14 protein-coding genes, 2 rRNA genes and 2 pseudogenes (1 of these 18 cut by a window edge) are annotated in these 23868 nt (G+C 50.2%); 10 read left to right on the top strand and 8 right to left on the bottom strand.

The genetic code is table 11. The features are described 5' to 3' along the window. The first annotated feature begins 111 nt into the window (after positions 1 to 111). Complete coding sequence (locus tag ACM1PF_RS01105) at positions 112 to 663, top strand: late competence development ComFB family protein (protein WP_416671675.1); 552 nt, start codon at positions 112 to 114, stop codon at positions 661 to 663. A gap of 148 nt (positions 664 to 811) precedes the next feature. On the opposite strand, the gene abc-f is transcribed toward ACM1PF_RS01105, so the two are convergent. After that, the gene (gene abc-f / locus ACM1PF_RS01110) at positions 812 to 2422 is read right to left on the bottom strand and encodes a ribosomal protection-like ABC-F family protein (RefSeq protein ID WP_416671677.1); all 1611 of its coding nucleotides are present in this window, start codon (positions 2420 to 2422) and stop codon (positions 812 to 814) included. Between the two features lie 887 nt (positions 2423 to 3309). Between abc-f and ptsP the strand changes: the two genes are divergently transcribed. From ptsP to ACM1PF_RS01150, 8 genes and pseudogenes are all read left to right on the top strand, one after another. Beyond that, positions 3310 to 5874, top strand: a complete 2565-nt coding sequence (gene ptsP / locus ACM1PF_RS01115) for a phosphoenolpyruvate--protein phosphotransferase (protein ID WP_416671678.1) — start codon at positions 3310 to 3312, stop codon at positions 5872 to 5874. A gap of 97 nt (positions 5875 to 5971) precedes the next feature. Continuing rightward, positions 5972 to 6751, top strand: a pseudogene (gene nagB, locus ACM1PF_RS01120) (glucosamine-6-phosphate deaminase); the annotation flags it as partial. A gap of 186 nt (positions 6752 to 6937) precedes the next feature. After that, entirely contained in the window at positions 6938 to 8116 is a 1179-nt protein-coding gene (gene nagA, locus ACM1PF_RS01125) for an N-acetylglucosamine-6-phosphate deacetylase (protein WP_416671680.1), read from the top strand. 447 nt (positions 8117 to 8563) lie between these two features. Then, a complete protein-coding gene (gene ptsG / locus ACM1PF_RS01130; protein WP_416671681.1) occupies positions 8564 to 10039 on the top strand; it encodes a glucose-specific PTS transporter subunit IIBC in 1476 nt (491 codons plus the stop codon). Positions 10040 to 10047: 8 nt separating this feature from the next. Beyond that, positions 10048 to 10425 carry a PTS transporter subunit EIIB gene (locus tag ACM1PF_RS01135; protein ID WP_416671683.1) on the top strand — a complete coding sequence of 126 codons (378 nt, stop codon included), beginning with the start codon at positions 10048 to 10050 and terminating at the stop codon, positions 10423 to 10425. A gap of 143 nt (positions 10426 to 10568) precedes the next feature. After that, positions 10569 to 11255, top strand: a complete 687-nt coding sequence (locus ACM1PF_RS01140; RefSeq protein WP_416671684.1) for an urease accessory protein UreF — start codon at positions 10569 to 10571, stop codon at positions 11253 to 11255. Positions 11256 to 11501: 246 nt separating this feature from the next. After that, positions 11502 to 12629, top strand: coding sequence for a serine/threonine protein kinase (locus ACM1PF_RS01145; RefSeq protein WP_416671685.1), 1128 nt, complete (start codon positions 11502 to 11504; stop codon positions 12627 to 12629). A gap of 217 nt (positions 12630 to 12846) precedes the next feature. Further along, on the top strand, positions 12847 to 14295 hold the full coding sequence (locus ACM1PF_RS01150) for a serine/threonine protein kinase (RefSeq protein ID WP_416671687.1): 1449 nt from the start codon (positions 12847 to 12849) through the stop codon (positions 14293 to 14295). Here ACM1PF_RS01150 and ACM1PF_RS01155 read toward each other — a convergent pair. The 4 genes from ACM1PF_RS01155 to ACM1PF_RS01170 all read right to left on the bottom strand — a co-directional run bounded on the left by ACM1PF_RS01155 (position 14260) and on the right by ACM1PF_RS01170 (position 19615). Continuing rightward, positions 14260 to 16893, bottom strand: coding sequence for a GAF domain-containing protein (locus ACM1PF_RS01155; RefSeq protein ID WP_416671688.1), 2634 nt, complete (start codon positions 16891 to 16893; stop codon positions 14260 to 14262). The genes ACM1PF_RS01150 and ACM1PF_RS01155 overlap by 36 nt on opposite strands. 147 nt (positions 16894 to 17040) lie before the next feature. Beyond that, positions 17041 to 18723, bottom strand: coding sequence for a glycoside hydrolase family 3 N-terminal domain-containing protein (locus ACM1PF_RS01160; RefSeq protein ID WP_416671690.1), 1683 nt, complete (start codon positions 18721 to 18723; stop codon positions 17041 to 17043). A gap of 131 nt (positions 18724 to 18854) precedes the next feature. After that, a complete protein-coding gene (gene rbfA / locus ACM1PF_RS01165) occupies positions 18855 to 19340 on the bottom strand; it encodes a 30S ribosome-binding factor RbfA (RefSeq protein WP_416671692.1) in 486 nt (161 codons plus the stop codon). Positions 19341 to 19411: 71 nt separating this feature from the next. Beyond that, positions 19412 to 19615 carry a DUF751 family protein gene (locus ACM1PF_RS01170; RefSeq protein ID WP_416671694.1) on the bottom strand — a complete coding sequence of 68 codons (204 nt, stop codon included), beginning with the start codon at positions 19613 to 19615 and terminating at the stop codon, positions 19412 to 19414. A gap of 121 nt (positions 19616 to 19736) precedes the next feature. Here ACM1PF_RS01170 and ACM1PF_RS01175 point away from each other — a divergent pair. After that, positions 19737 to 20584: pseudogene (locus ACM1PF_RS01175) on the top strand (DNA adenine methylase). 46 nt (positions 20585 to 20630) lie between these two features. Here the strand turns inward: ACM1PF_RS01175 and ACM1PF_RS01180 are convergent. The 3 genes from ACM1PF_RS01180 to ACM1PF_RS01190 all read right to left on the bottom strand — a co-directional run. Beyond that, the gene (locus tag ACM1PF_RS01180; RefSeq protein ID WP_416671695.1) at positions 20631 to 22223 is read right to left on the bottom strand and encodes a hypothetical protein; all 1593 of its coding nucleotides are present in this window, start codon (positions 22221 to 22223) and stop codon (positions 20631 to 20633) included. Between the two features lie 96 nt (positions 22224 to 22319). Next, a 5S ribosomal RNA gene (gene rrf / locus ACM1PF_RS01185) occupies positions 22320 to 22436 on the bottom strand. Between the two features lie 74 nt (positions 22437 to 22510). Beyond that, positions 22511 to 23868 (bottom strand): 23S ribosomal RNA (locus ACM1PF_RS01190); it runs 1525 nt beyond the window's last position.

The raw sequence follows: 23868 nt of genomic DNA on the forward strand, positions 1-23868 counted from the left end.
ACGCGCAAGTAACAAGTTATACTGCGTAAATCGTGTTTTTACTGAATTAATTCTATTAGGGTCGTCGCGTGGCTGGATGCGTCGATTTGAAGAAGATAGCGAGAATGAATCATGGGCATATACAAAAATGTGATGGAATTACTGGTGGAAGAGGAGGTCGTGCGGCAATCCAAGGCACTCCCTCCCCGAATGGCATCCTATGTCAATCAGGTCGAACTGGTGGCCTATGCCTTGAACCAACTTCCTGCCTTGTATGCGACGACTGAGGTTGGGTTGGAACATCAACTGAAACGAGGACGAGAGCGACACGGGCAAACCATCACTCAAGCTGTGAGACGGGCCTTAGCTGCCGTGAGTCGGGATCCACTTCGCACCCATGTTCCATTGCAAGATGCCCAAAAGATGCCGTTGCGAGAAGTGCTGCACCAAATGCGGTTGTTGTTGCGTAATGATAAGGTGAACTGGGAGAACTTGCCCACAGCGGTTGAGCATGCTCTGGTCAAAGCTTCCAGGGGAAAAAACGGGTCTGACTGGGAAGCCTATGCGGTCGCTCCTCCACCCCGTACTAGTTTTCAACGCAAAGCCGCTCGTCCAACTGCTCCCCGCCCCCAAGATACTCCAGCAGATCAATACGGTTGGGATGATCCGTATCATTCTCGTTAATGCCATGAGCGCATTGTAGGGGCAGATTGTAGGGGCAGATTGTAGGGGCAGATTGTAGGGGCAGATTGTAGGGGCAGATTGTAGGGGCAGATTGTAGGGGCAGATTGTAGGGGCAGATTGTAGGGGCGCACAGCAGTGCGCCCCTCCTTCAATTACCCACCAGTTCACGATAGTAGGATTGGGATTCCCTGGGTAAATAGGTCGTGGGTTGCAAGCTCCGATCCTTGATTTGGAAAGAACGGGTAATCTGGATATGGCTCAGGAAGTCCAGATCATGGGAAATAACCCAGAGTGCTCCCTGATAATCCTTTACGGCATTCACCAGTTGATCCACAGTTGGAACATCCAAATTGTTCGTCGGTTCATCAAGAATGAGTAAATCAATCTCTGCGATCGTGATCATGGCAATGGCAAGGCGAGCTAATTCACCCCCACTCAGCCTAGAGGCTAACTTGTATACATCCTGGTTAAAAAACAGAAAATGACCGAGCTGCTGACGAATCTGCTGATAGGGTAAATTTTTATTCACGGTTTGCATATTTTCCAGAATCGTTTTAGTGCGATCGATCAGGGCATAGGTTTGATCCAGATAAACCACATTCATAGCTGCAACGGTTTGAATTCGTCCTCCCTCTAGCGTGGCTGCATCGGACAGTCTCAACACCGCCTTGGCTAAACTCGATTTACCCGATCCGTTCGCTCCTGCAATAGCGAGTCGATCGCCGATCGCCAGATGGAGTTGCAGGTTTTGAATCAACCAGCGGTCATCAATCCGCAAACTAGCTCCCTGAATTTCAACCAGGGTACGTCGTTTCAGGTTCCGTTCCTCTAGCTGAATTTTTGCGGCTTTGGAAGTGCGGATCTTCGTCTCCGCCATTTTTTCAGTCGCTTCTGCGATCGCCGCTTCATGTTTTTGTTTCAGCTTCCCAGATGTTAATTCAGCACTATTTTTCAGCCTTCCAGCCGTCAACTTATCCACCTTGCCCCGCAAGACACTTTGCTGACCAGTTTTGCGCGATTGGGCCACTCGCTTCTGTTCCTGCAACGCAGCCGTTTTAGCCCGTTTTAGTTCTTTTCGGGCCACCTCATGGGATCGAAGCTGGGCTTCCCGATCTCGCTGTTTTTGTTCTCGATACAGGGAGAAATTGCCACCGTATACGGTGAGTCCACTGGAAGAGAGTTCCCAGGTTGTATGAACCACCTGATCTAAAAAGAACGGTTTGTGGGAGACAATCACGAACGCACCATTGAACGAAACGAGGAACTGTCGTAACTCCTCTAACGCTAAATAGTCCATATGATTGGTCGGTTCGTCCAGCAGTAATACATTGGGCTGCTGGGCCAGACCCATCGCCAGGAACAACTTCGTGAGTTCTCCCCCGCTTAAGGTGGCGATCGGCAAGGTCAAATCGATCGAGGTATTGAACGTTGATTCCAGTACATGGGTGACAGTCCACCACTCGTCGAGAGCTGTACTTAAAACATCCAGCACAGTCCTGGTTTGCAGTTGCTGATGTAAAGTGCTGATCTGCGGCAAATAGTAAATCGTGCCATTGGAATACACCGAGCCAGAGGTGGGAGAAATTTGACCAGACAGAATTTTCAGTAAGGTTGATTTCCCAGCTCCATTGGGGCCAACCAAGGCAATGCGATCGGTAGGAGCAATACTCAAGTGAACATTTTGAAATAACCGCTGGGTTGGGGTGATGTCATAGGCTAATTGTTCAGCCAACAGACAGGGCTGGGAATGATTTGACATAGTAGCTCCGATGGGGTTCCTAAATGCATTTGCGAACAAAATGCTCGCGTTGTAGACACAGCTTCTATGAGCAGGATGCATTTACTCAGGAAAGTTTTCTTTTCAGCGAGTTAGCAGTACAGCAAGTCAACATTTTTTAATAAATGATTTGCAATGATTTGCAATGATTTGCACTAATTTTGCAGAACCTGGGGGAGCATCCATTGATGCAAATTGATTAACTTCCGTAACGCAATCATCTGGACTGCCAGTGAAAGATGGGTCATGCAATGGCAAAATGGGGATACACCCCGCATCAGCGATATTAACCTGACTGACAAAACTCCTGAAACTCCGATGCTCCTGTAGCTTGGGTAAAGCCGTTCCGGCATACCAGCAAAGCGATAGCGTAACCTAACAGAACATAGGCTGGCGTTGGGTTTTACGTTGTTCAACCCAACCTACGGGAAAAGATTTGTCAGTCACCTCGCCAAAAGCAGCCAACTCTCAAACGGCTCCAATTACTCCAGTTAAACGCAAGAAGTAATCATCTGAGGTTGATCTTCTAAATGGAGAGTGATTTGAAAATACTTAATTTTTCACTTCATTAATTGCTTCAGCAAAATTAAAAATCATTTCGTTTTTTTACATTTGTGAAAAATGATCCCTTAAATCATGCTACATCATCCTACGGGTCAATTCCGGAATGCAGAGTCAAACCGATAGACTTTAAATAAATTGCCCCCAAGTCATGAGCGTCATTCGTTAAAACGTTAAATTTTAGCGGGAAATGAATTGGGTTATCTTAATCCTCATTGAAAATAACCCTATCAGTCATAGCCGCATTGATGTTCCCAAAGCTGCTTTTATAGTGCTGCGACAGATTAATAAAAATTTAGGAGATTCCGATGGCTTATACTGCTGCATCGCCTCAGTCTCGTGTTGGTACACGGCTGATTGCACCGTTGTCTGGACATCTAGTGCCGATCGAGCAGGTTCCTGATCCGGTGTTTGCCCAAAAAATGGTGGGGGACGGGATTTCAATTGACCCTATCAGTCAACAACTCCTCGCGCCCTGTGATGGCGAAGTGATTCAGCTTCATCCATCTAATCATGCAGTCAGCATCAAAACTATGGATGGGTTAGAGGTGCTGATGCACATTGGACTGGATACAGTCACTCTGCGAGGAGAAGGATTTTCACCCAGGGTGAAGGTGGGCGATCGGGTCCAGACGGGAGATGTTTTGATCGAATTTGATGCAGATTATGTCGCACTCCATGCCCGCAGTTTGTTAACTCAAGTTGTGATTACTAATAGCGATCAAGTTGCCAGCTTTTCCCCCTACCTGGGCATTGTCAGAGCGGGCGAGGATGTGGCTTTGGAGCTAACGATGGCAGGGGACGGACAAACTGCCGCGGGAACTCCATCGGGGAAGCTCGTGACCTCTGAGGCGATCGTCATTCCCAATCCTACGGGGCTACACGCCCGTCCAGCAGCCGTCCTGGCCAATTTGGCGAAAAAATATCAGTCGGATATTCGGGTCAGATTAGGGGAGCAAAAGACCAATGCTCGGAGTGTGGTTGGGCTAATGGGTTTGTCCATCGACAATGGGGACACCGTTTTCCTGGAGGCGATCGGCCCAGATGCAGAAGCGGCCATTGCCGACCTGAGTGAAGCGGTGCGATCGGGATTGGGGGAAGAAGGCTCGAAGCCCGTCTCTGCTCCCGCCAGTATGGCACTAACGGATATGGCGGCTCCCCCACCCCGGCTGCGCTCAGAAGATCCTAATATTCTCCTGGGAGTCTCGGCTTCTCCCGGCGTGGCGGTGGGTTATTTGCGGCAGGTGAAACGCCAGGAGATCCACGTAGACGAACGGGGGGACAATCCCAATACTGAGCGGCGCAAGCTGGAACAGGCGATCGGTCAGGCCAAGCTAGAGATCGAAGCCCTGCGGGCAAAGGTACACGGCCAGGGCAATCCCCAGAAGGCAGCGATTTTTGCCGCCCACCAGGAATTACTGGAGGATCCAGAACTGGAGAGTACGACCCATAGTGCGATCGACAAGGGCAAGAGTGCGGCCTATGCCTGGAAACAAACCTTTACCGCCCAGGCAGATCAACTGGCTCAATTAAAGAATGAGTTGCTGGCCCAACGGGCAAACGATTTACGGGATGTGGGCGAGCGGGTGCTGCGCATCTTGACGGGAGTTTCCACTGAAGCCGTCCGCTACCCGGAAAACACAATCCTGGTGGCGGAAGACCTGACTCCGTCTGATATGGCTACCCTCGATCGCTCCAGAGTGGTAGGCTTTTGTACCGTTGCAGGGGGGGCAACTTCCCATGTGGCGATTCTGGCCCGCTCGATGGACATTCCCGCCATTGCTGGTACTGAGCCAGGGGTTTTAGATTTGTCCGATGAGACCCCCGCCATTCTAGATGGCAGCAAAGGCAAACTCCGCCTGAATCCGTCTCCAGATGAGATGGAGCAGGTTCGGCAGCGGCTCGTTCGGATCCAGGACAAGCGGGAACGGGATTTCGCCTCTAAGGATCAACCTGCCATCACCACCGATGGCCATCGGATGGAGGTCGTTGCCAATATCGGCAGCCTGGAGGATGCCCGGAAAACGATCGAAATGGGGGGTGAAGGAGTCGGACTATTGCGATCGGAGTTTGTGTTTATGGATCGGCCGTCAGCCCCCACCGAAGATGAACAGGCGGATCTCTATTCCGAAATTGCGGAAACGCTGGGAGCCGATCGCCCTCTGATTATCCGCACCCTGGATGTGGGTGGCGACAAACCCCTTTCCTACCTGCCGATTCCCCATGAAGAAAACCCCTTCCTGGGCGAACGCGGGATTCGGATTGGATTCGATCGTCCAGAAATTCTGCGAACTCAGCTGCGGGCCATTCTGCGCGCTTCTAAATGGGGCAATGTCCGGGTCATGTTTCCGATGATTGCGCGGTTGGAGGAATTCCGGATGGCAAAGGCCATGCTGGAGGAAGAACGGGAAAAGCTAGGGGTGAGTCCAATTCCAGTCGGCATCATGGTCGAGATTCCGGCAACGGCCGTGATTGCGGATCAGTTTGCTAAAGAAGTGGATTTCTTCTCCGTGGGCACCAACGACCTGACCCAATACACCCTGGCGATGGATCGCGGTCATCCCAAACTGGCTCCCTACTGCGATGGGTTGGATCCGGCGGTGCTAACCCTGATTGGCGTGGCGGCCCGGGCGGCAAATCACCACGGGAAATGGTGCGGCATCTGCGGCGGGATTGGCAGCGATCCCCAGGCGGTTCCGCTGCTGATGGGATTGGGGGTGAAGGAACTCAGCGTCAGCATTCCCACCATTCCCAGCATCAAGGCTCAGATCCGAGAACTCAGCTATACCGAATGTCAAAGATTGGCAGAACAGGCGGTACTGACAGATTCAGCGGCAGCCGTGCGGGAGTTGTATCAGGTGAGTGAGGAGTGAGGAGTGAGGAGTCGGGAGTCGGGAGTCGGGAGTCGGGAGTCGGGAGTGAGTGGGCATTGCCCACTATTTGACCCGTATTGATTAACCAGAGAGGGATATGCGCCTGATTATTTGCGAAGACGAAGTAGCAACCTGGGCCGCCCGGTATGTTTGCCAACGGATTCGAGGGTTCGCACCGACCGCAGAACGTCCTTTTGTCTTAGGATTGCCCACAGGTGGCACCCCTCTGGGAATGTATCAAAAGCTGATTGAGTTTCACGATCGCAGCGAACTCAGCTTTCAGCACGTCATCACCTTCAACATGGATGAATATGTGGGGCTACCCGAAGATCATCCGCAGAGCTATCACGCTTATATGTTCAACCATTTCTTTAACCGCATTGATATTCCTCGTGAGAACATTCACATCCTCGATGGCAATGCAGCCGATCTGGAAGCCGAATGTCAGAAGTACGAAAACGCGATCGCAGCGTTTGGCGGGATTGAACTGTTTGTCGGGGGCGTGGGGGAAGACGGTCATATTGCCTTTAATGAACCGGCATCTTCTCTCAAATCACGCACCCGCAAAATTGCCCTGACCTACAGTACTCGCCTGGCCAACGCTCGCTTCTTTGGTGATGACCCCGATCGCGTTCCCAAATTTGCCCTGACGGTGGGAGTGGGAACCATCATGGATGCCCGCGAAGTGATGATTTTGGTGCAGGGCTACCACAAGTCCAATGCCCTGGCCCATGCGATCGAGGAGGGGGTGAATCATATGTGGACGGTTTCCGCACTGCAACTGCATCCCTGCTGTCTGATGGTCAGCAATGAGGATGCCACGATGGAACTCAAAGTGAAAACGGTGCGGTATTTTAAGCAACTTGAACGGGAGTCATCAACGTTAGGAGGGGAATGGGGAGTAGGGGCGAATCGTGATTCGCCCATGCAAGGAGTAGGGAGTAGGGGCGAATCGTGATTCGCCCATGCAAGGAGTAGGGAGTAGGGGCAAATCGTGATTCGCCCACGCAAGAAGTAGGGAGTAGGGGCAAATCGTAGTTCGCCCACGCAAGGAGTAGGAATAATGTATGCGTTGACGAATGGTCGGATTTATACAGGACAGGAGGAGCTGACCGATCGCGCTCTGTTGATTCAGGACGATCAAATTGTGGGTTGGGTAGATGCTGCTGCGGTAGATGCAGATTGTCCGGTGGTGGATTTGCAGGGAGATGCGATCGCGCCTGGTTTTATCGATCTGCAACTGAATGGGTGTGGAGGGGTGATGTTCAATGATGCCATTACGACGGAAACGCTGGAGGTGATGCACTGGACAAATTTAAGGAGCGGGACAACCAGTTTTTTGCCGACTTTGATTACGGCCCCTGATGCCGACATGCTGGCGGCTTTAGCAGTGGTTCACCAGTATCGCCAATCCTCTCCCTACAATGTGCTGGGCTTACATTTGGAAGGGCCCTACCTCAACCCCAAGCGCAAAGGGATCCACAACGAGGCGTATATTCGACCCGCCGATCGCACCATGCTTCAGCAGATCGTTGATTATGGACAAGAAACAGTGAAGCTGATCACCCTGGCTCCAGAGCAGGTGAATCCAGAGGAAATTCGCCAACTGGTAGCCGCTGGAATTCTGGTATCGGCGGGTCACACCAATGCCACTTTTGAGCAGGCGATCGCCGGGTTTGAAGCCGGGGTGGGCATGGTGACGCATTTGTTTAATGCCATGTCTCCCTGGCAGGGGCGGAGTCCGGGCATGGTGGGAGCGGTCTTCCGTCAAGGCGTTTACGCAGGCATCATTGCCGATGGGCAGCACGTTCACTATGAGTCGATTCGTCTGTCCCATCAAATCTTGCAGGATAAGCTGCTGTTAGTGACCGATGCGACTCCTCCGGTGGGCACTCAGATGGATTCCTTCTGGATTGGGGGACAGGAGGTGTTTTATCGGGATGGTAAATGCGTATCGGCAGAGGGAACCCTGGGAGGATCGGCCCTCAGCATGATGGAAGCCGTGACGAACTGTGTTCATCAGGTCGGCTTACCCCTGGCGGAGGCACTACGGATGGCTTCCACCTACCCGGCCCAGACGATCGGCGTGGATGATCAGCTCGGTAAAATTGCTCCGGGCTACATCGCAAATCTGGTGATATTTGATTCTGATTTACAAATTACTGGCATGGTCGATCGGGGTCAGTATTTATCCAAAAACGATCTATTGCCTCGATACTTACCTGATCTCAAAACCGTCTGATTTCAAAACTGCTGATTCTAAAATTGCTGATTCCAAAACTGATCAGAATCTATCTCTCCAAAATCCCATCTTCTCGTAACTTGATCTCGTTCGCACCTTGATTTATCTCGTAACCTGATTTATCTCGTAACTTCATTCAAATTAATCTCAAACCAACGTTACTCCAATGTACACTAACCTTTCTTTTAATCGAACCAGTAATCTGACGAACGTTGCTCCAATGTACACTAACTTTTCTTTTAATCAAACTACTGATCTAAGCAATGATCTAACCAGTCATCTGACTAACAATCTGTTTAAGGCTATACCTCAAACGGCTCACAGTCCACCCTGGCTTAGTTCTCAATCGACAGCAAATTCTGCAAAATTTCGATCGTTTTTTCGTCCTGAATCAGAGTAACCCACCGTTGTCTGATCAGTTCCTTTATTCATTCATTAACACAAACCATGTGGAAAAAAGCATTTGCCATTTTGCAACAACTTGGGAAAGCCCTCATGCTTCCCGTTTCTGTCTTACCTGTGGCAGGAATACTCCTGGGATTGGGGAGTGCCCGCCTGATTGAAATTGAAAACTTAGAAACCGGAGTGATTGAAAACGCCAGGTTCTGGTGGTTACCCGAAGGACTGGCAGGCATTATGAAAGCTTCGGGAGATGCCATCTTCGGTAATTTGGCAGTCATTTTTGCCATTGCTGTGGTGATTGGCTTCACCGCTAACGATGGAGCGGCGGCTGTAGCGGTGATCGTGGGTTTCGTCGTCTTCCTCGCTACGATGGGGATTGCTGCAACCACATTTCTGGGCGTTGATCCAGAAAGCCTCTCTAGCGTGATGGGTATCAGCACCCTGGACACGGGGGTATTTGGGGGGCTGATTATCGGGGGGCTGGCAGCTTACCTGTTCAACAAGTTTTTCCGAATTCAGTTGCCCCAATATCTCGGATTCTTTGCTGGGAAGCGATCGGTTCCCATCATTACCGCAGTGGGAGCAATCCTAGTCGGCATCCTCATGAGTATTATCTGGCCGCCGATCGGGAATGGTATTGATGCAGCTGCAACTGCGGCTGCCGCTGGAGACAATACAGCCATCACCGCTTCCATCTACGGGTTCGTTGAACGATTACTCTTACCCTTTGGGTTGCACCACATTTGGAACGTTCCCTTCTTCTTCCAGATTGGTTCTTTCACTGACCCAATCACGGGACAAATTGTGCGGGGAGATATCAATCGTTTCTTTGCAGGTGACCCAACCGCAGGCATCCTGGGAGGGGCCTACTGGTTCAAGATGTTCGGTTTACCCGCAGCGGCGATCGCCATGTGGAGAGCTGCTTATCCGAAGAATCGGGGTCGAGTCAGCGGTTTGATGCTTTCAGCCGCCTTTACCTCATTCCTGACGGGGATCACCGAACCGATCGAATTCTCCTTTTTGTTTGTGGCTCCACCGCTCTACTTCGTTCATGCTTTGATCGCTGGATTCTGTCAGTGGTTATTCCGAATCCTGGGTGGTCACATGGGCTTTACTTTCTCCCAAGGCGGCATTGACTTTATCCTATTTAGTGGTTTGCCCAATGCGCAACGCACCTGGTTAATTCCCCTATTGGGTTTGTTAGTCTTCGCACCGCTTTACTATGCCGTGTTCTACTTCGGGATTCGTCGGTTCGACTTCAAAACTCCCGGACGGGATGATGAGGTTGAAGATGCAGTCACTGAAACGGGTACAAGTTCTGAACTGTCCAGAGAACTGGTCAAAGCGTTTGGTGGACGCGGCAATATTGCCAACCTGGATGCTTGTATTACTCGACTTCGGGTCAGCGTCAATGACAAGAGTAAAGTCAGCAAGCCTCGGCTGAAGCAACTGGGAGCATCCGGTGTGTTGGAGATCGGCAACAGCGTTCAAGCCATTTTTGGCCCCGGTCTGAAAACCTGAAAACCGACATGGCAGAATATTTGAGAGGAGCGGGCGCTGAAGCCGATGAAGCCTACACCCCCCATCCAGAAGATGTGGCCGCAGGCAATGGGGCAGCAACGGATGACGTGCTCCCAACTGTAGAACCAGATATTCATGCCCCCGAAAAGGTGGAAAACATCATCATTGCCCTGGGTGGACGGCGCAATATTCACAAAGTTGATGCGATTGCACTGACCCGTCTGCGGTTGGAAGTTGCCAATGATCAGGCGATCGATGAATCGGCACTGCAAGCATCGGGGGTAGATGGAGTGATGCGATTGGCTGACCACAAATATCATCTGCTGGTTGGATTAAACGCTGAGCAGTATGCCAACGAAATGAAGCGACAACTGACGAAGGCCTAACCAATAAAATTGCTGTAAGGGCGCACAGCAGTGTGCCCCTGACGGGTATTGTGATTTGCCGCATCCCCCTTAATTCACTGTACTCTGATAGGGTGGGCATCGTGCTCGCCCTTTTTTCTGTCACTACTGCGGGATTAGCCCCCATGAGCCATCCACAGACCTCCCTGCTGCATCTGTTGCAACTCGTTAGCCCCGCTTTACCCGTCGGAGCCTACAGCTATTCTGAAGGGCTAGAAACCCTGGTTCAGACCGATCGAGTGATAGATTTGTCTACGTTAAAAGCTTGGCTGACGCAGGAATTACGCTATGGAGCGATTCGCCTCGAAGCCGCCGTCTTACTGCGAATCTATGATGCAGCCCAGGCAAACCAACTCGATCGCCTTGCTGTCTGGAATCAGTGGCTATCTGCCTTCCGGGAAACTGAAGAAATGCGGGAACAAAGCTGGCAAATGGGGCGATCCTTAGGGCGGTTGTTGCAGGAGTTAGAGCCGAGGGAGTCCGTGAAGCAGGGATTGATGGCCTGTGGAGAGCCGTGTAATTTTGCGGCAGCGTTTGCGTTGGCGGCCGTAGATGGAAAGATCGATCGGGAAATTGCTGTTTTGGGGTATCTCTACAGTTGGGTCGCTAACTTAATCAATGCTGGCGTTCGATTAATTCCCCTCGGCCAAACTCAGGGGCAGCAGGGTTTACTTCATCTTTATCCCCAACTGGAACAAACCACGCAAGCGGTTCTATCCCTGACGGACGATCGGCTGTGGAGCTGTGGATGGGGAATGTCGATCGCCAGCATGAATCATGAAACCCTCTACTCACGCCTATTTCGCAGTTAGCCGATATCAATTCACCAAATTGCTGCTTTCTAGGGATCGTGAATCAAATAACCTGTAAATTGTTCTACTTCGTCGACTGGGCGGGCAAGATGCCCACCCCACAAGAATTTCAGTTGATTTAATTCGCATTCCTAAGCGATGGTTTCACGAAGTTGACCAAGATCACATACCTCCAAGGCGGCAATGCTGGTAGAACGATAAAAGCCTGTGCCAGAATGGACTGGAAATTCTTGACCCTTCATCACAATGATCTGGCAACCAGGACGGCCGTTGCAAAAAGGTAAATACACCATCCAGGAAATCCTCAGTGTAGGGCACTTGAATGTAACATACCTGGCCAAAACTCCGGATGGACAATTGGTTGTCATCAAAGCACCGAACGATGAAGCGATGCAACAGGCAGACTTCGATCGCCTTCAGCAAGTCTTTGTTCAGGAAGCCTTCAAGTTGGCGAAATGTCAACATCCCCACATTGTTCAGGCTGAAGCCCCTTTTCAGGAAGAGGGGATTTGGTGTATCCCCATGGAATATATTGCTGGATTCACACTGGATAAGCGCGATCGATCGATTCTGCCAGAACCAGAAGCCCTGAAATATATCTGGCAAATCGGTGATGCCTTAGGAGTGGTGCATCAGGCTGAATTACTCCACCGCAATATTAATCCCGCCAATATACTGATCCGTACCCGCAACGGTGAGGCAGAAGCCGTTTTAATTGACTTTGGTTTAGCGCGAAAGTTTGATCAAGACTTTACCCAAACCCGATCGGAAGAAATTACACCCGGCTACACCCCCCTTGAACTCTATTCCAGCCAGGCCGATCGCGGAGCCTATACCGATCTCTACTCGCTAGGCGCAACGCTTTACAATCTTTTAACCGGCAACCAACCCCCAGCCGCTGATGAACGCAAGCTGGAAGGGCTTCCCCTGTATTTTCCGGACAGCATTAGTCCGACGACCAAGCAAGCGATCGAATCAGCCATGCAGCTTAAAGCAGCCGATCGCCCATCTTCAGTCGCTGAATGGCTCCAGTCCCTTAATCTCCCCCCCGATCTTCAGTCCCCCGATCTTCAGTCTCCCGATCTTCAGTCTCCCGATCTTCAGTCTTCTAAATCTCATCCCAGACCGCCCGCCTCACAACCCAATTCCGGACAAAACTCCCGCCAGAACTCCAGCCAGGGCGACGATCGCGCCTTCGATTGGGAACAGAGAATTCAACTGCTCAAAGCCATTGCGGCTGTACTGGGCGGACTGGCAGGATTAGCCGCCCTCATCGCCACCCTCCATCAAATCTTCACACCTTCTGAATCTCCCCAATCCCATCTACCGACCCTCAGTTCCCCGCATCCCCAAAACCGCCCGCATCAACACTAAGATTTCAATATTCCATTAAGATTTCGCCATTCCCTCATCAATCCCTACCAGTCATCGGCTCAACTAAGTTATTGATTACACAATAGCGTTCGTAGGGATGGAGATTTGATGACAATTTTGCAACCTGTAGCGTATCAAAATAGTCGATCAAAGCAGTAGTTTCAAAGGCGATCGTCTTTCGCTGCTTCAACCATACGTTTTGATGGGTTAAACCCTCATGATTTGGACACCAGGGCAACATTTACGAAGTGGTAAATACGAAATCCAGGATGTTTTAGGACAGGGAGGTTTCGGTATTACCTACATCGCACGGCATTTCCCTTTGCAGGAACCTGCCTTAGAGGAATCTGTGGTCATTAAAACCCCCAACGAACATCTCAAACATGATCCAGACTATGAGAAATATGTGCAGCGTTTTATCAAAGAAGGGCAAACTCTAGCCTGGTTATCTCAGGAATCTCACCCTCATATTGTCCGGTTTTGGGATTTTTTTGAGGAAGAGGGTATTCCTTGCCTGGTCATGGATTTTGTACCCGGAGAAAACTTGTTTCAGTTGGTGCGGCAACGGGGAGCCTTACCCGAAGATGAGATCGTGCCCTACATCCGTCAGATTGGGGAGGCTTTATCAACCATTCATGAAGCAGGGCTGGTTCATCGGGATGCCCACCCTGGAAATATCATTATTCGTCCTCACGGTAAGGCCGTGTTAATTGACTTCGGCATTGCCAAAGAGCTAGTACCATCTACCCAAAGTTCCACCGGGGAAGCCGGAAATCGGGGATTTGCTCCCTATGAACAAATTTCTAGAGGTAGCCGAGAACCCGTCGTAGATGTTTACTGCCTCGCTGCCACCTTATACTATGCGGTCACTGGGCAACGTCCCGTCACGTCCCTCGATCGCAAACTCCATGATGCAGTTTTGACAACCCCTCGCCAAATTCAACCTGCTTTGAGCAAACATTTGAATTGGGCAATTTTGGAAGGGATGGCCCTGGAAGCCGATGAACGACCCCAATCGATGCCTGAGTGGCTAAAGCTGTTGGAAGAACCCCGAATTGCCAGTCCACCCCCGCATCAAAATCCAGCTCATGTCACCTATTCCGCCCATTCAGGCTATTCCGCCCACTCCTCCCATTCCGCTCAGTCCAGCCATCCAACTCAGGCAACGCCCTACCCCATCCCACCTGGCTCTCGCTATCCCCGCACTTACCGTAAAAAATCAGCTCAAACCGCTTCTGCCCCTTTGGGATGGCTGATTCTTACTTTTACCATCCTGGCAGCTCTGGGGATTGCGCTTAACATCTACTCCAAACCCCTACTATCTGAACCATTGCTGCTAGCTTGGGCTTTGATTTTAGCCGGTGCTGGAATCGGAACGTTGGCAAAGGCTAAGACGGGTGTGATGATTGGCTCTGTGGTCTGGGGTTTGACTTTAGCGGCGGCTGGCATTGGCTACGAAGCTGGGGCACTACCTGGAACCGTAGTTTGGACTTTAGCTTGGGCTGGAGTTGGGGCCTGGGCTGGTGCTTTGATTTTGATCATGGCTATGGTTTTGGCTGGCGTGGAACTCTCAAAATCCTTCAGCAACTTTCAAACGTTCTTGATTCTACTCAGTACTTCTCTGGCAGGATTATGGGTGGGTTGGACGATCGGGATGTCGATTTAGATGTCCATTTAGATGCCCGTTTAGATGGCCGTTTAACTGTTCGATCGGTAGTTTGAGGACAAAGCAGGTCATACCGTTTTGGCTTTCCACCTGAATGCTGCCCCCCAAATATTCCGCCATCTGTTTAACCAACGCCAGTCCTAAACCTGTCCCACCATAACGCCAGGGATCATTACTGGGAATGCGATAGAACTTATCGAAAACGTGTGGCAGTTCATTTTCTGGAATTTCAATTCCTGTATTACTCACACGAATTTGAACCCCTGGAATCAGAGAATTTGCCGCCGAACAGGCACCCTCATCTGCCTGACTTGGAACTTGAACAGACTGAGCAGATACAGTAATACAGCCTCCCCAGGGTGTGTATTTGAAAGCATTATTGAGCAGCTCGATCATAATTCGCTCTAAAATTGCAAAATCCGTCATCAATACTGGCAGAGATTCGGAGAACTCAAACTGGAGAGATTGATGATGTTCAGTCCCTTGCTGCTCAAAAGTTTCTGCCAAATGAAGCAACCAACCTTGAAGCGGAATTGACGCAACCATCAATGGTTCAGCCCCCGCATTTAGCCGAGTTAGATCCAACAAATCATCAATCAACTTGGCTTCACGACGACATTCTCTTTCCAGAACATGGAAATATTCATGAACCTGGTGATAATTATCCTTGAGAGAGTTATTGTGTAGTGGCTGAAGCACATCATTTTTTTGTACGAAATCATTCCAAAGCGAACCCAATTCGCTGCCTTTTCGGTCTCTCTCCAGTCCATAGACTTCATCCTGCTCAGACACCGAGTAGCTTTCGTTGGTTTGCTTCAGGTTACTGATTTGCTCAAACAACATCTCTAAAGTCTGAAGCGTCATTTGAATGCTGGCGATCGGTGTTCGCAGCTCATGAGAAATTGTACTCAAAAAGTCATCTTTCAGGCGGTTCAGATGGGCTAATTCTTCAACACGGGTTTGCGCAGCGTTGTATAGTTGGGCCTGACGAATGGCGATCGCGCACTGATTCGCTACTTGTTCCACCAAGCGGATTTCTAAATCACTAAAGCTGGATGCCATCGATTTAAACAGCCATAGCTCCCCTAAAACTTCTCGCTCATGGATAATGGGACAAGCCAAAATCGCGGAATTCCGTACCGCTTCCTCCATCATCCCTTCCGCAATTGGAAGTGGACAAAACGAAACACTATCGCCTTGAACAAGCTGTTGATCGACTTCAGGAAATTGAGCGATCGGAATCTGCGTCATGGTTTCAGTTTGCCCAGCAATTTCTTCATCACTGGAGTGATGCATCAAAGAAACTGGGGCAGGGTACAGCAACGTATCACAGTGACGCACTTCCAGAGCTTGAGTCAGTTCCCGAACCACCGTCTGCAAAATCTGTTGCTCATCCAAAGAATCCCGCACTTTATCTGTAATCCGCTTTAATGTCGCCTCCAGGGTCAGTGCTTGCTGAAACTCCAGGGTACGAGCATGAACCTGGCGTTCCAAGAGCATGTTCAATTGCTGCACTTGTTGATGCAGCTCAGACTGATGGATGGCCACAGCAAGCTGACTTTCTAAATATTTGAGAAAATAAATCTCTTCATCCGTCCACTGCCTTGCTGTCTGGCAGTCATGGACAATCAACCAACCCCACAAATTCAACTGTTCAAACTGATTCTCACCGATCGCTGAAAACCTGGCAGATTGGATCGGGTTAAACCTGGAGCTAAAAATTGGCACACAAAGCCTTGCTTTAACAGAAAACTTTTGTAAGAACTGGACGTAGGCTGGACATAGTTGCGTCGTGTCGTCCATCGTCCACATTTGCTGTTGTTGATGCAGTTGAAGATATTTGCCATACTCTAACTGCCCCAAAGCAGTATTTTGCTGCGCCCAATCTAAAATTGATGAAACTTCAGACCGACAAGCTTCCGCAATGACTCGCCCTCCACTTTCCGTTGAGTCAAGACGATAAATCAGCACGCGATCGACGTACAAAAATTTTTGGATTTCGCTAACTGCTGTTTGCAAAACTTCCTTTAAGTTTAAGGATTGGCGAATCCGCTGCGCAATTCGATCGATGGCTCGATCCAGCCTACAGGCTGAACCATTGTCTCCATCATTTGATGCATCATCAAATCCATAATTTTTGATTGTTTTTTGCTGAAACCGTTCATCCTGGGATAAAGTCACCAAACAGGTCATATTTTGAATAGACAACAGCACGTCATAGCCCGTCCCATACAAGGTGGGTATTGATGTAACGGTTGCGCATTGAGCGGATGGTGGGGAAACGGTTAGTCCCCTGGAAATACTCAGTGGGCAAATGGACGAAAAGGTAAAGGAAGTACCCCGCTCAAAGGTTTCCCGAAGGTGATGTAATACCCTAGATTTCCGAAAGGCTGGAAATACGCATTCAATTTTTTTCCCAATCACCTGTGTTCTGGATAGATTTGTCCACCGTTCTAAACAAGCGTTCCAGAATAAAATCGTGCCGTCTTGCTGTAAGATGCACTCTCCGACAGGCACATAATCCAAAACGTTCCATTGCGGTTGTAAAGGCGGTTGTAAAGGCTGCTGTAAAGATGTATCTCTTTGATCATCGCTCATACATCGCTCATACATCACTGATCCATGCCTCATTGGCTGAAAGGGATGTCCCAATCTACTTTATTGATAGGATTCCATTCTCTAAACTCTTCTAACTGTTTGAGGTAAATTTGCAACTAACCTTAATTAAGCTCCCTATAATCCCATCTAATCCGTAAACCGGCGATCGTCTCCCACAGTAGCGATTAAATCTGCGGTTGGATGAAACAACGCATCCAGGGCCAACTGCTGGGCTGCATCCATCTGGCCATAGGTAAACACGTAGGGAACATCGGTCGGTAATTCAGATAACCACGCTTCCAGGAGGTAAGGACTGCCGTAAAGCACCAAAGCCTGGAGTTGAGCCGTTTCAATCAAATACCGTAACCAATCATGGGCCGTTTGGGTCAATCCACTCCCCCGAAATGGATTCCCGCGAATGAAAAGCTGTAGTAGAGTCGGTTGAGGTGCAACTGCCCCTGAATCCCCAGGAGTTCCTCCTGTATGGCGATCGACCCATTGCAGCGCATATCCCAGTTTACGCGGCAGGACGATCGCTGGAGAATGCTTTTCTAGAAACGGACTGTTGAGCATATCATCCACCACCACCAGATTACGGCAGGGCATTGCCGCAGTCGCCCTTAAGCGGGAACCCACAACGGGCTGATAAACTCGCATCGCCGCTTGCAGAATTTTAGTCGCCGTAGCGATCGATTCCGGTTGGGCCAGTTGAGTGGTTAAAGATTTAAACTCCAGTGCGGGAGGTGGAATTTGCTCCCAGGCATGAGGTGTATTCCCCGTTGGCGTAACGGAGCAAACCTTTTGTTTGGCGTACCAAATTCTTTCCAGGGAAGCATGAATCTGCTCTAACGTAATTCTGCCAGTTTCCACCGCCTGACAAATGGCCTGAATCGCCCCTTCAGGATCCACGGGCATCAGCACAATATCCGCTCCCGCTTCGATCGCCAGTACCGGAGCTTCGTTGGCTCCATATCGCTGCGTAATTGCCCCCATCACCAGCGCATCAGTTACAATCAAGCCTTCAAATGCCAGGTCTTTGCGCAGTAAGTTAGAGACGATCGCAGCAGACAACGTGGCCGGATGCTCCGTATCCAGCAGCGGAATTTGTAAGTGGGCCGTCATTACCGCATCAACTCCGGCAGCCATAGCAGCTTCAAACGGAGGGAACTCAACTGCTTGTAAGCGAAGCTCAGAATGGGGAATGACTGGCAATTCTAAGTGGGAATCGATCGCTGTATCACCATGACCCGGAAAATGCTTGGCAGTTGTAAGAACCGGATAGGGATTGGTTCCCCGTAAAAATGCCGTCGCCAACTGACTCACCTGTTGCGGTGTCTCCCCTAACGCCCGCACATTAATCACAGGATTCAGTGGATTATTGTTCACATCAACCACTGGAGCCAGCAACCAGTTAATGCCAATGGCAAGACTTTCCTGGGCGATCGTTGCTCCCATCTGTTCAGCATAGGCCTCAGCCTGCGCCGGATCAGCCCGGCTAATTGCCCCTAACGCCATGGGCGGTGGAAACCAGGTCGCTCCCGCAAACCGTTGCCCCACCCCTTCCTCAATATCTGCACAAATCAGTAGGGGAACGATCGCCCATTCCTGTAACTGCTGGGTTCGCAATCCAACCTCCGCCGCACTGCCTCCCAACAGCAGCACCCCACCCACACCCAACTCCTGCACCCAACGCTGCAACACTCGGCTGGGTGGTTCCCACTGCGGATACTCAATTTGCTGATCGAATAAATGCCCAGATGCCCGCACCACAATCATTTGGGCAACTTGTTCAGCCAAAGGCAACTGCCTCCATTCTGGCAATCCTTCCATCCTTCCCACCTTTCAACGAACAAGTTTACGAACAAGCCCTCAGGCGATTGATCCTGATCAAACAGTACTCCAGCAGTTCTGCACCCGATCGCCATAGTCTCACTCCGATAGGCAGTGTCGCTCGCCCTCAACTAATCTTCCTCCGCACCGGGCAGATCGGTATCATCCAGACCAGAATCATCCAGACCAGAATCATCCAGACCAGAATCATCCAGACCAGAGCCTAATTCCCCGAATTCTCCTTCCGGCTCATCCAAATCCTTGCGCTCCTGACTCAACTGATTCAACAACGACAACACTTTTGTGCCCCGTTCAAACGATCGATCTTCCAGAAAGATGATTTCGGGAGTTCGCCTCAGCCGCACCCGTTGACCGAGTTCACTCCGCACATATCCCGTAGCAGACTTTAAACCCGCCATCGTTTCCGCTCTGGTTTCATCGTTGCCATAAATGCTGACAAAAACCTTGGCATGTTGCAAATCCCCCGATACATCCACATCGGTGACACTCACCATACCCAGTCCAACGCGCTCATCCTTAATGCCAGAGTAGAGGAGTTGGCTCACTTCTCGCTTAATCAACTCTGCAACACGGGCAACCCGACGACTAGTAGCCATGACACTCCTCCAATTCACTCAGCGTAAGCACATTCCAACCCACAATTACACAATCAATATTCAACAGGAGGCTATCCCACATCTAACCCCAACATAGCGCGCAGGGTAAAGGTGATGCAGACAAAGGCCGCCACCAGAACAGAAATTGCCATAACCGCAGTGGTTGGCCGTTTGAACAGAGGTAAAAGTGGGCTAATGGCCGTTAGAAAAATGCCTAACGTAAAGCTGATCAGATAACGGGGATAACGAGAAACGTTTTGAAAAAATTCCTGCATCGTCTTCCTCAACAATGCTTTTACAGCAAATAAAACAGTACAGTGGTATTAGATAGAAATTTTATCTCTATACCCTGTCCCATTTTACGGGACAAATCCCTAGGCAGGTTGACCCAGACTCATGCCAACGCTGATTTCTTCCCCAAATTCATCCTCAGTTTCTTCATCCACCCCGGCACGTCCCTTTCTCAAATGGGCAGGCGGAAAAGGGCAACTGATCCAACAATATTTGCCCTACTTCCCCCGAAGGTTCGACACATATTATGAACCATTTCTCGGCGGTGGAGCGATCTTTTTTATTTACGTCCAGAACGGGCTGTCCTGGCTGATCTAAATCCAGAGTTAGTGAATGTGTATTGCTGCATCCGCGATCGCGTGGAAGCCGTCATCACCTTGCTGGAACACCATCAGCGCCAACACTGCCGGGAGTATTACTATCAGATGCGATCGAACCCTGGTAACACTGCGGTGGAGCGCGCCGCCCGCCTGATCTATCTCAACAAAACTTGTTTTAACGGTCTGTACCGTGAAAATTCTAAAGGGCAGTTTAATGTACCGATGGGCAGTTACAAATCGCCCAAAATTTGTCACCCTGACCTGCTTTATGCGGTTGCAAACACCCTACAGCATACCCAAATCGAAGTGCAACCCTTTGATACCGTGCTAACGCGGGCAACGCATCGAGATTTTATCTACTTCGATCCCCCTTATCACCCCATCAGTCCAACCAGCCGCTTTACATCTTACAGCCGCTATTCTTTTCACGCCGATGATCAGATTCGGTTAAGAGATACTTTTGCAGCCCTTGCCGATCGCGGAGTCAAAGTCATGTTGTCCAACTCAGACTGTCCGTTTGTGCGAGAACTGTATCAAGGATTCAAAATTCGCACCATTTACGCTGGGCGATCGATCAACTCCAACGCTCAACGGCGCGGCAAGATTGCTGAAGTGCTGGTCACATCCTACTAATTCTCAGCCCCTTGCCCTTGCATTCACAAATTTTTAATTCATGCCCCTACAGCTCTCGTTTGACCACCAATGCATCACTTAATCCCAGTTTCTGTACCCGATCGGTCAGATCCAGCCACCCCTGAAGCTGCCCCACTTGATAGGTACGGCTCATCACCACATAAATTGAGGTTTGGTCGCAGCCAATCCCCGCCGCAATCACATTCTCCCAGGTATTCGCTTTCAATTCATCCGTAATCTGCCATCGCCCATTTTGCCATTGCAGTTGACGGCTAAACTGAAACGGCGCGTCTGCTTTTCCCACAATCAAAATTTTCTGTAAAAGCGATCGAATCAGGTTCGGGAAAAATCGTCCAACAGTCAGCATCACCATTCGCAAAATCATTAAATTCAACGGGGTCATTTGCTTTTGCTTGGCCCAACCCAGTTGTCCCCGAATCAAAATCTCATCTAAACCAACTTCCACGGTATAGTCACTCACCAGATGCCCAACCGCATTTTTGATCTTCCCGCCTTCCCGTACCTGCAAAGAGAAATGGGTATCTGAGGCAATCAGCTGATTATTGCGAAACAGCTTAAAGACTCCACCTTTGTTCAGTGCCAGATACAGTTCGGTTTGCTCACGACGATCGATAATCATCCGAGCTTTTTGCAGCCAGATCTGCTCATTCCGGCGAGGCTGCACAACAGGACGAATCTCCACAAAATCCTGCCAGGCTAACAGATAGTTCCAGGTGTGATGCCCAATGATGTGATCATCGGCATAGCAGGGTGCTTTACCGTTCTCCAACCCATTCAGGAAGCGATCGTTGATTGCCAAAGCATCTGGCATCCACCGTCCTACCAATTCAAACCCGTGGGGAAAGAAGTTATAAGTATTGCGACTCGTGTATTCTCCACCAAAGGAACCGTCTGGATGGACAAAATAGTCTGCAAGCTGCACCGCTTTGACCAGAGATTCCCGTAACCGGATCTCCGGATTAAGCTGATAAATTCTTGCTAAACAGGAAATCGTCAGCGTCTGATAGCCCGGATCACACCCCTCATACTCTTGAAACCATCCCTCTTCATCCTGCCAGGACAATACTTGCTCTAATCGCTGTGCCTTTGCCCGATTCCAGCGATCGGTTTTTAGGAGGCGAGAAAGCAGCTCCAAACACAGCACAATTAAAGCTTGATGATTGGTCAAACGACCACTCTCTTGATGATGGGCCAACCAATCAGCACGCAGGGTAAAAAAATCCAGCATTTGTGAACTAGACAAACCCAACTGCAAATAGCTCTCAATCCCTGCTAATAAAGAAAAAGCCGCAGCTCCACCTGCCCGTTCATAGGGAAAATAATCATCGCACGATCCATCCGGGTGAGAACTCTTCGCCGCATACAAAATCCCAGCTTCCACCCACTGCTGAACCACAGGTTGCTGATAGAAGGGATTATCCGCAAAGTTAGTCTGATACGCTAATGCCAAGGGCAACACAAATTCCTGAGACATCCCACTGGGAAAATCAATAATCTTGTAATGCCAGAAGTTGCGATCGAAACATCCGTAGGTGGGGCTGTGAGGATTGCGATCGAGTAAAGTCAAAATTTTAGGAATTTGAGCAAGTGCCTCCACAGCAAACAGATCTTTGCGCATAACAAGCACCACCTACCGTAAGAGATCAAATCATTAAAAACAAAAACCTTCATGATCCTACTTGAAATAGAACGCATGAAGGCTTTTTGATTAACACCCTGGCATCGAGCTATTTTTGCGGGAGGCGACCCTCCGACTATCTTCGCCGCGGGAGCGTTTCACAACTCAGTTCGAGATGGATGAGCGTGGTTCCACCCCGCCATAGACACCAGGAATACGGTTTGGGTTAGTAAAACCCAGAAGGCTGCATAGCTTGTCAGATAGATAAAACAGAAATGATTCACCTTGAGGTCAAGCCCTCGGTCTGTTAGTACGCCTCAGCTTCACATGTTGCCACGCTTCCACTTAACGCCTATCAACGGGTCGTCTTCCCGTGACCTTACTGGCTTAACGCCATGAGAGCACTCATCTTGAGGTGGGCTTCCCACTTAGATGCTTTCAGCGGTTATCCGCTCCGCACTTGGCTACCCTGCGTTTACCGTTGGCACGATAACAGGTACACCAGCGGTGCGTTCCTCCCGGTCCTCTCGTACTAAGGAGGACTCCTCTCAATGCTCTTACGCCTGCACCGGATATGGACCGAACTGTCTCACGACGTTCTGAACCCAGCTCACGTACCGCTTTAATGGGCGAACAGCCCAACCCTTGGGACGTACTACCGCCCCAGGTTGCGATGAGCCGACATCGAGGTGCCAAACCTCCGCGTCGATGTGAACTCTTGGCGGAGATCAGCCTGTTATCCCTAGAGTAACTTTTATCCGTTGAGCGACGGCACTTCCACTCATAGCCGTCGGATCACTAAGACCGTGTTTCCACCCTGCTCGAGTTGTCACTCTCACAGTCAAGCTCCCTTATGCCTTTACACTCTCAGGCTGATTTCCAACCAGCCGGAGGGAACCTTTGTGCGCCTCCGTTACCTTTTGGGAGGCGACCGCCCCAGTCAAACTGCCCACCTGATACTGTCCCTCGACCGGATAACGGTACGAAGTTAGAATTCTAGCCTTGCTAGAGTGGTATCTCACCGTTGACTCCACACCTCCCACAAGAGATGCTTCAACGTCTCCCACCTATCCTGCGCAAGCAAAGCCCGAACCCAATACCAGGCTACAGTAAAGCTTCATAGGGTCTTTCTGTCCAGGTGCAGGTAGTCCGTATCTTCACAGACAATCCTATTTCGCCGAGCCTCTCTCCGAGACAGCATCCAGATCGTTACGCCTTTCGTGCGGGTCGGAACTTACCCGACAAGGAATTTCGCTACCTTAGGACCGTTATAGTTACGGCCGCCGTTCACCGGGGCTTCAGTCGCCAGCTTCGCCGAAGCTAACCGACTTCCTTAACCTTCCGGCACTGGGCAGGCGTCAGCCCCCATACTTCGTCTTGCGACTTCGCGGAGACCTGTGTTTTTGGTAAACAGTCGCCTGGATCTCTTCACTGCGACCCCCCTTGCGAGGGGCACCCCTTCTTGCGAACTTACGGGGCCATTTTGCCGAGTTCCTTAGAGAGAGTTATCTCGCGCCCTTTAGTATTCTCAACCATCCCACCTGTGTCGGTTTCGGGTACGGGCAATTTAACGTTATCGTGGTTAGAGCTTTTCTTGGAAGCTTGACCTCACACACTTCGGGGACGTATCCCCTCGTACTCACGC

Origin of the sequence: Egbenema bharatensis FJBBOT/2019, assembly GCF_048077055.1 — a bacterium.
Classification (GTDB): domain Bacteria; phylum Cyanobacteriota; class Cyanobacteriia; order Elainellales; family Elainellaceae; genus Egbenema; species Egbenema bharatensis.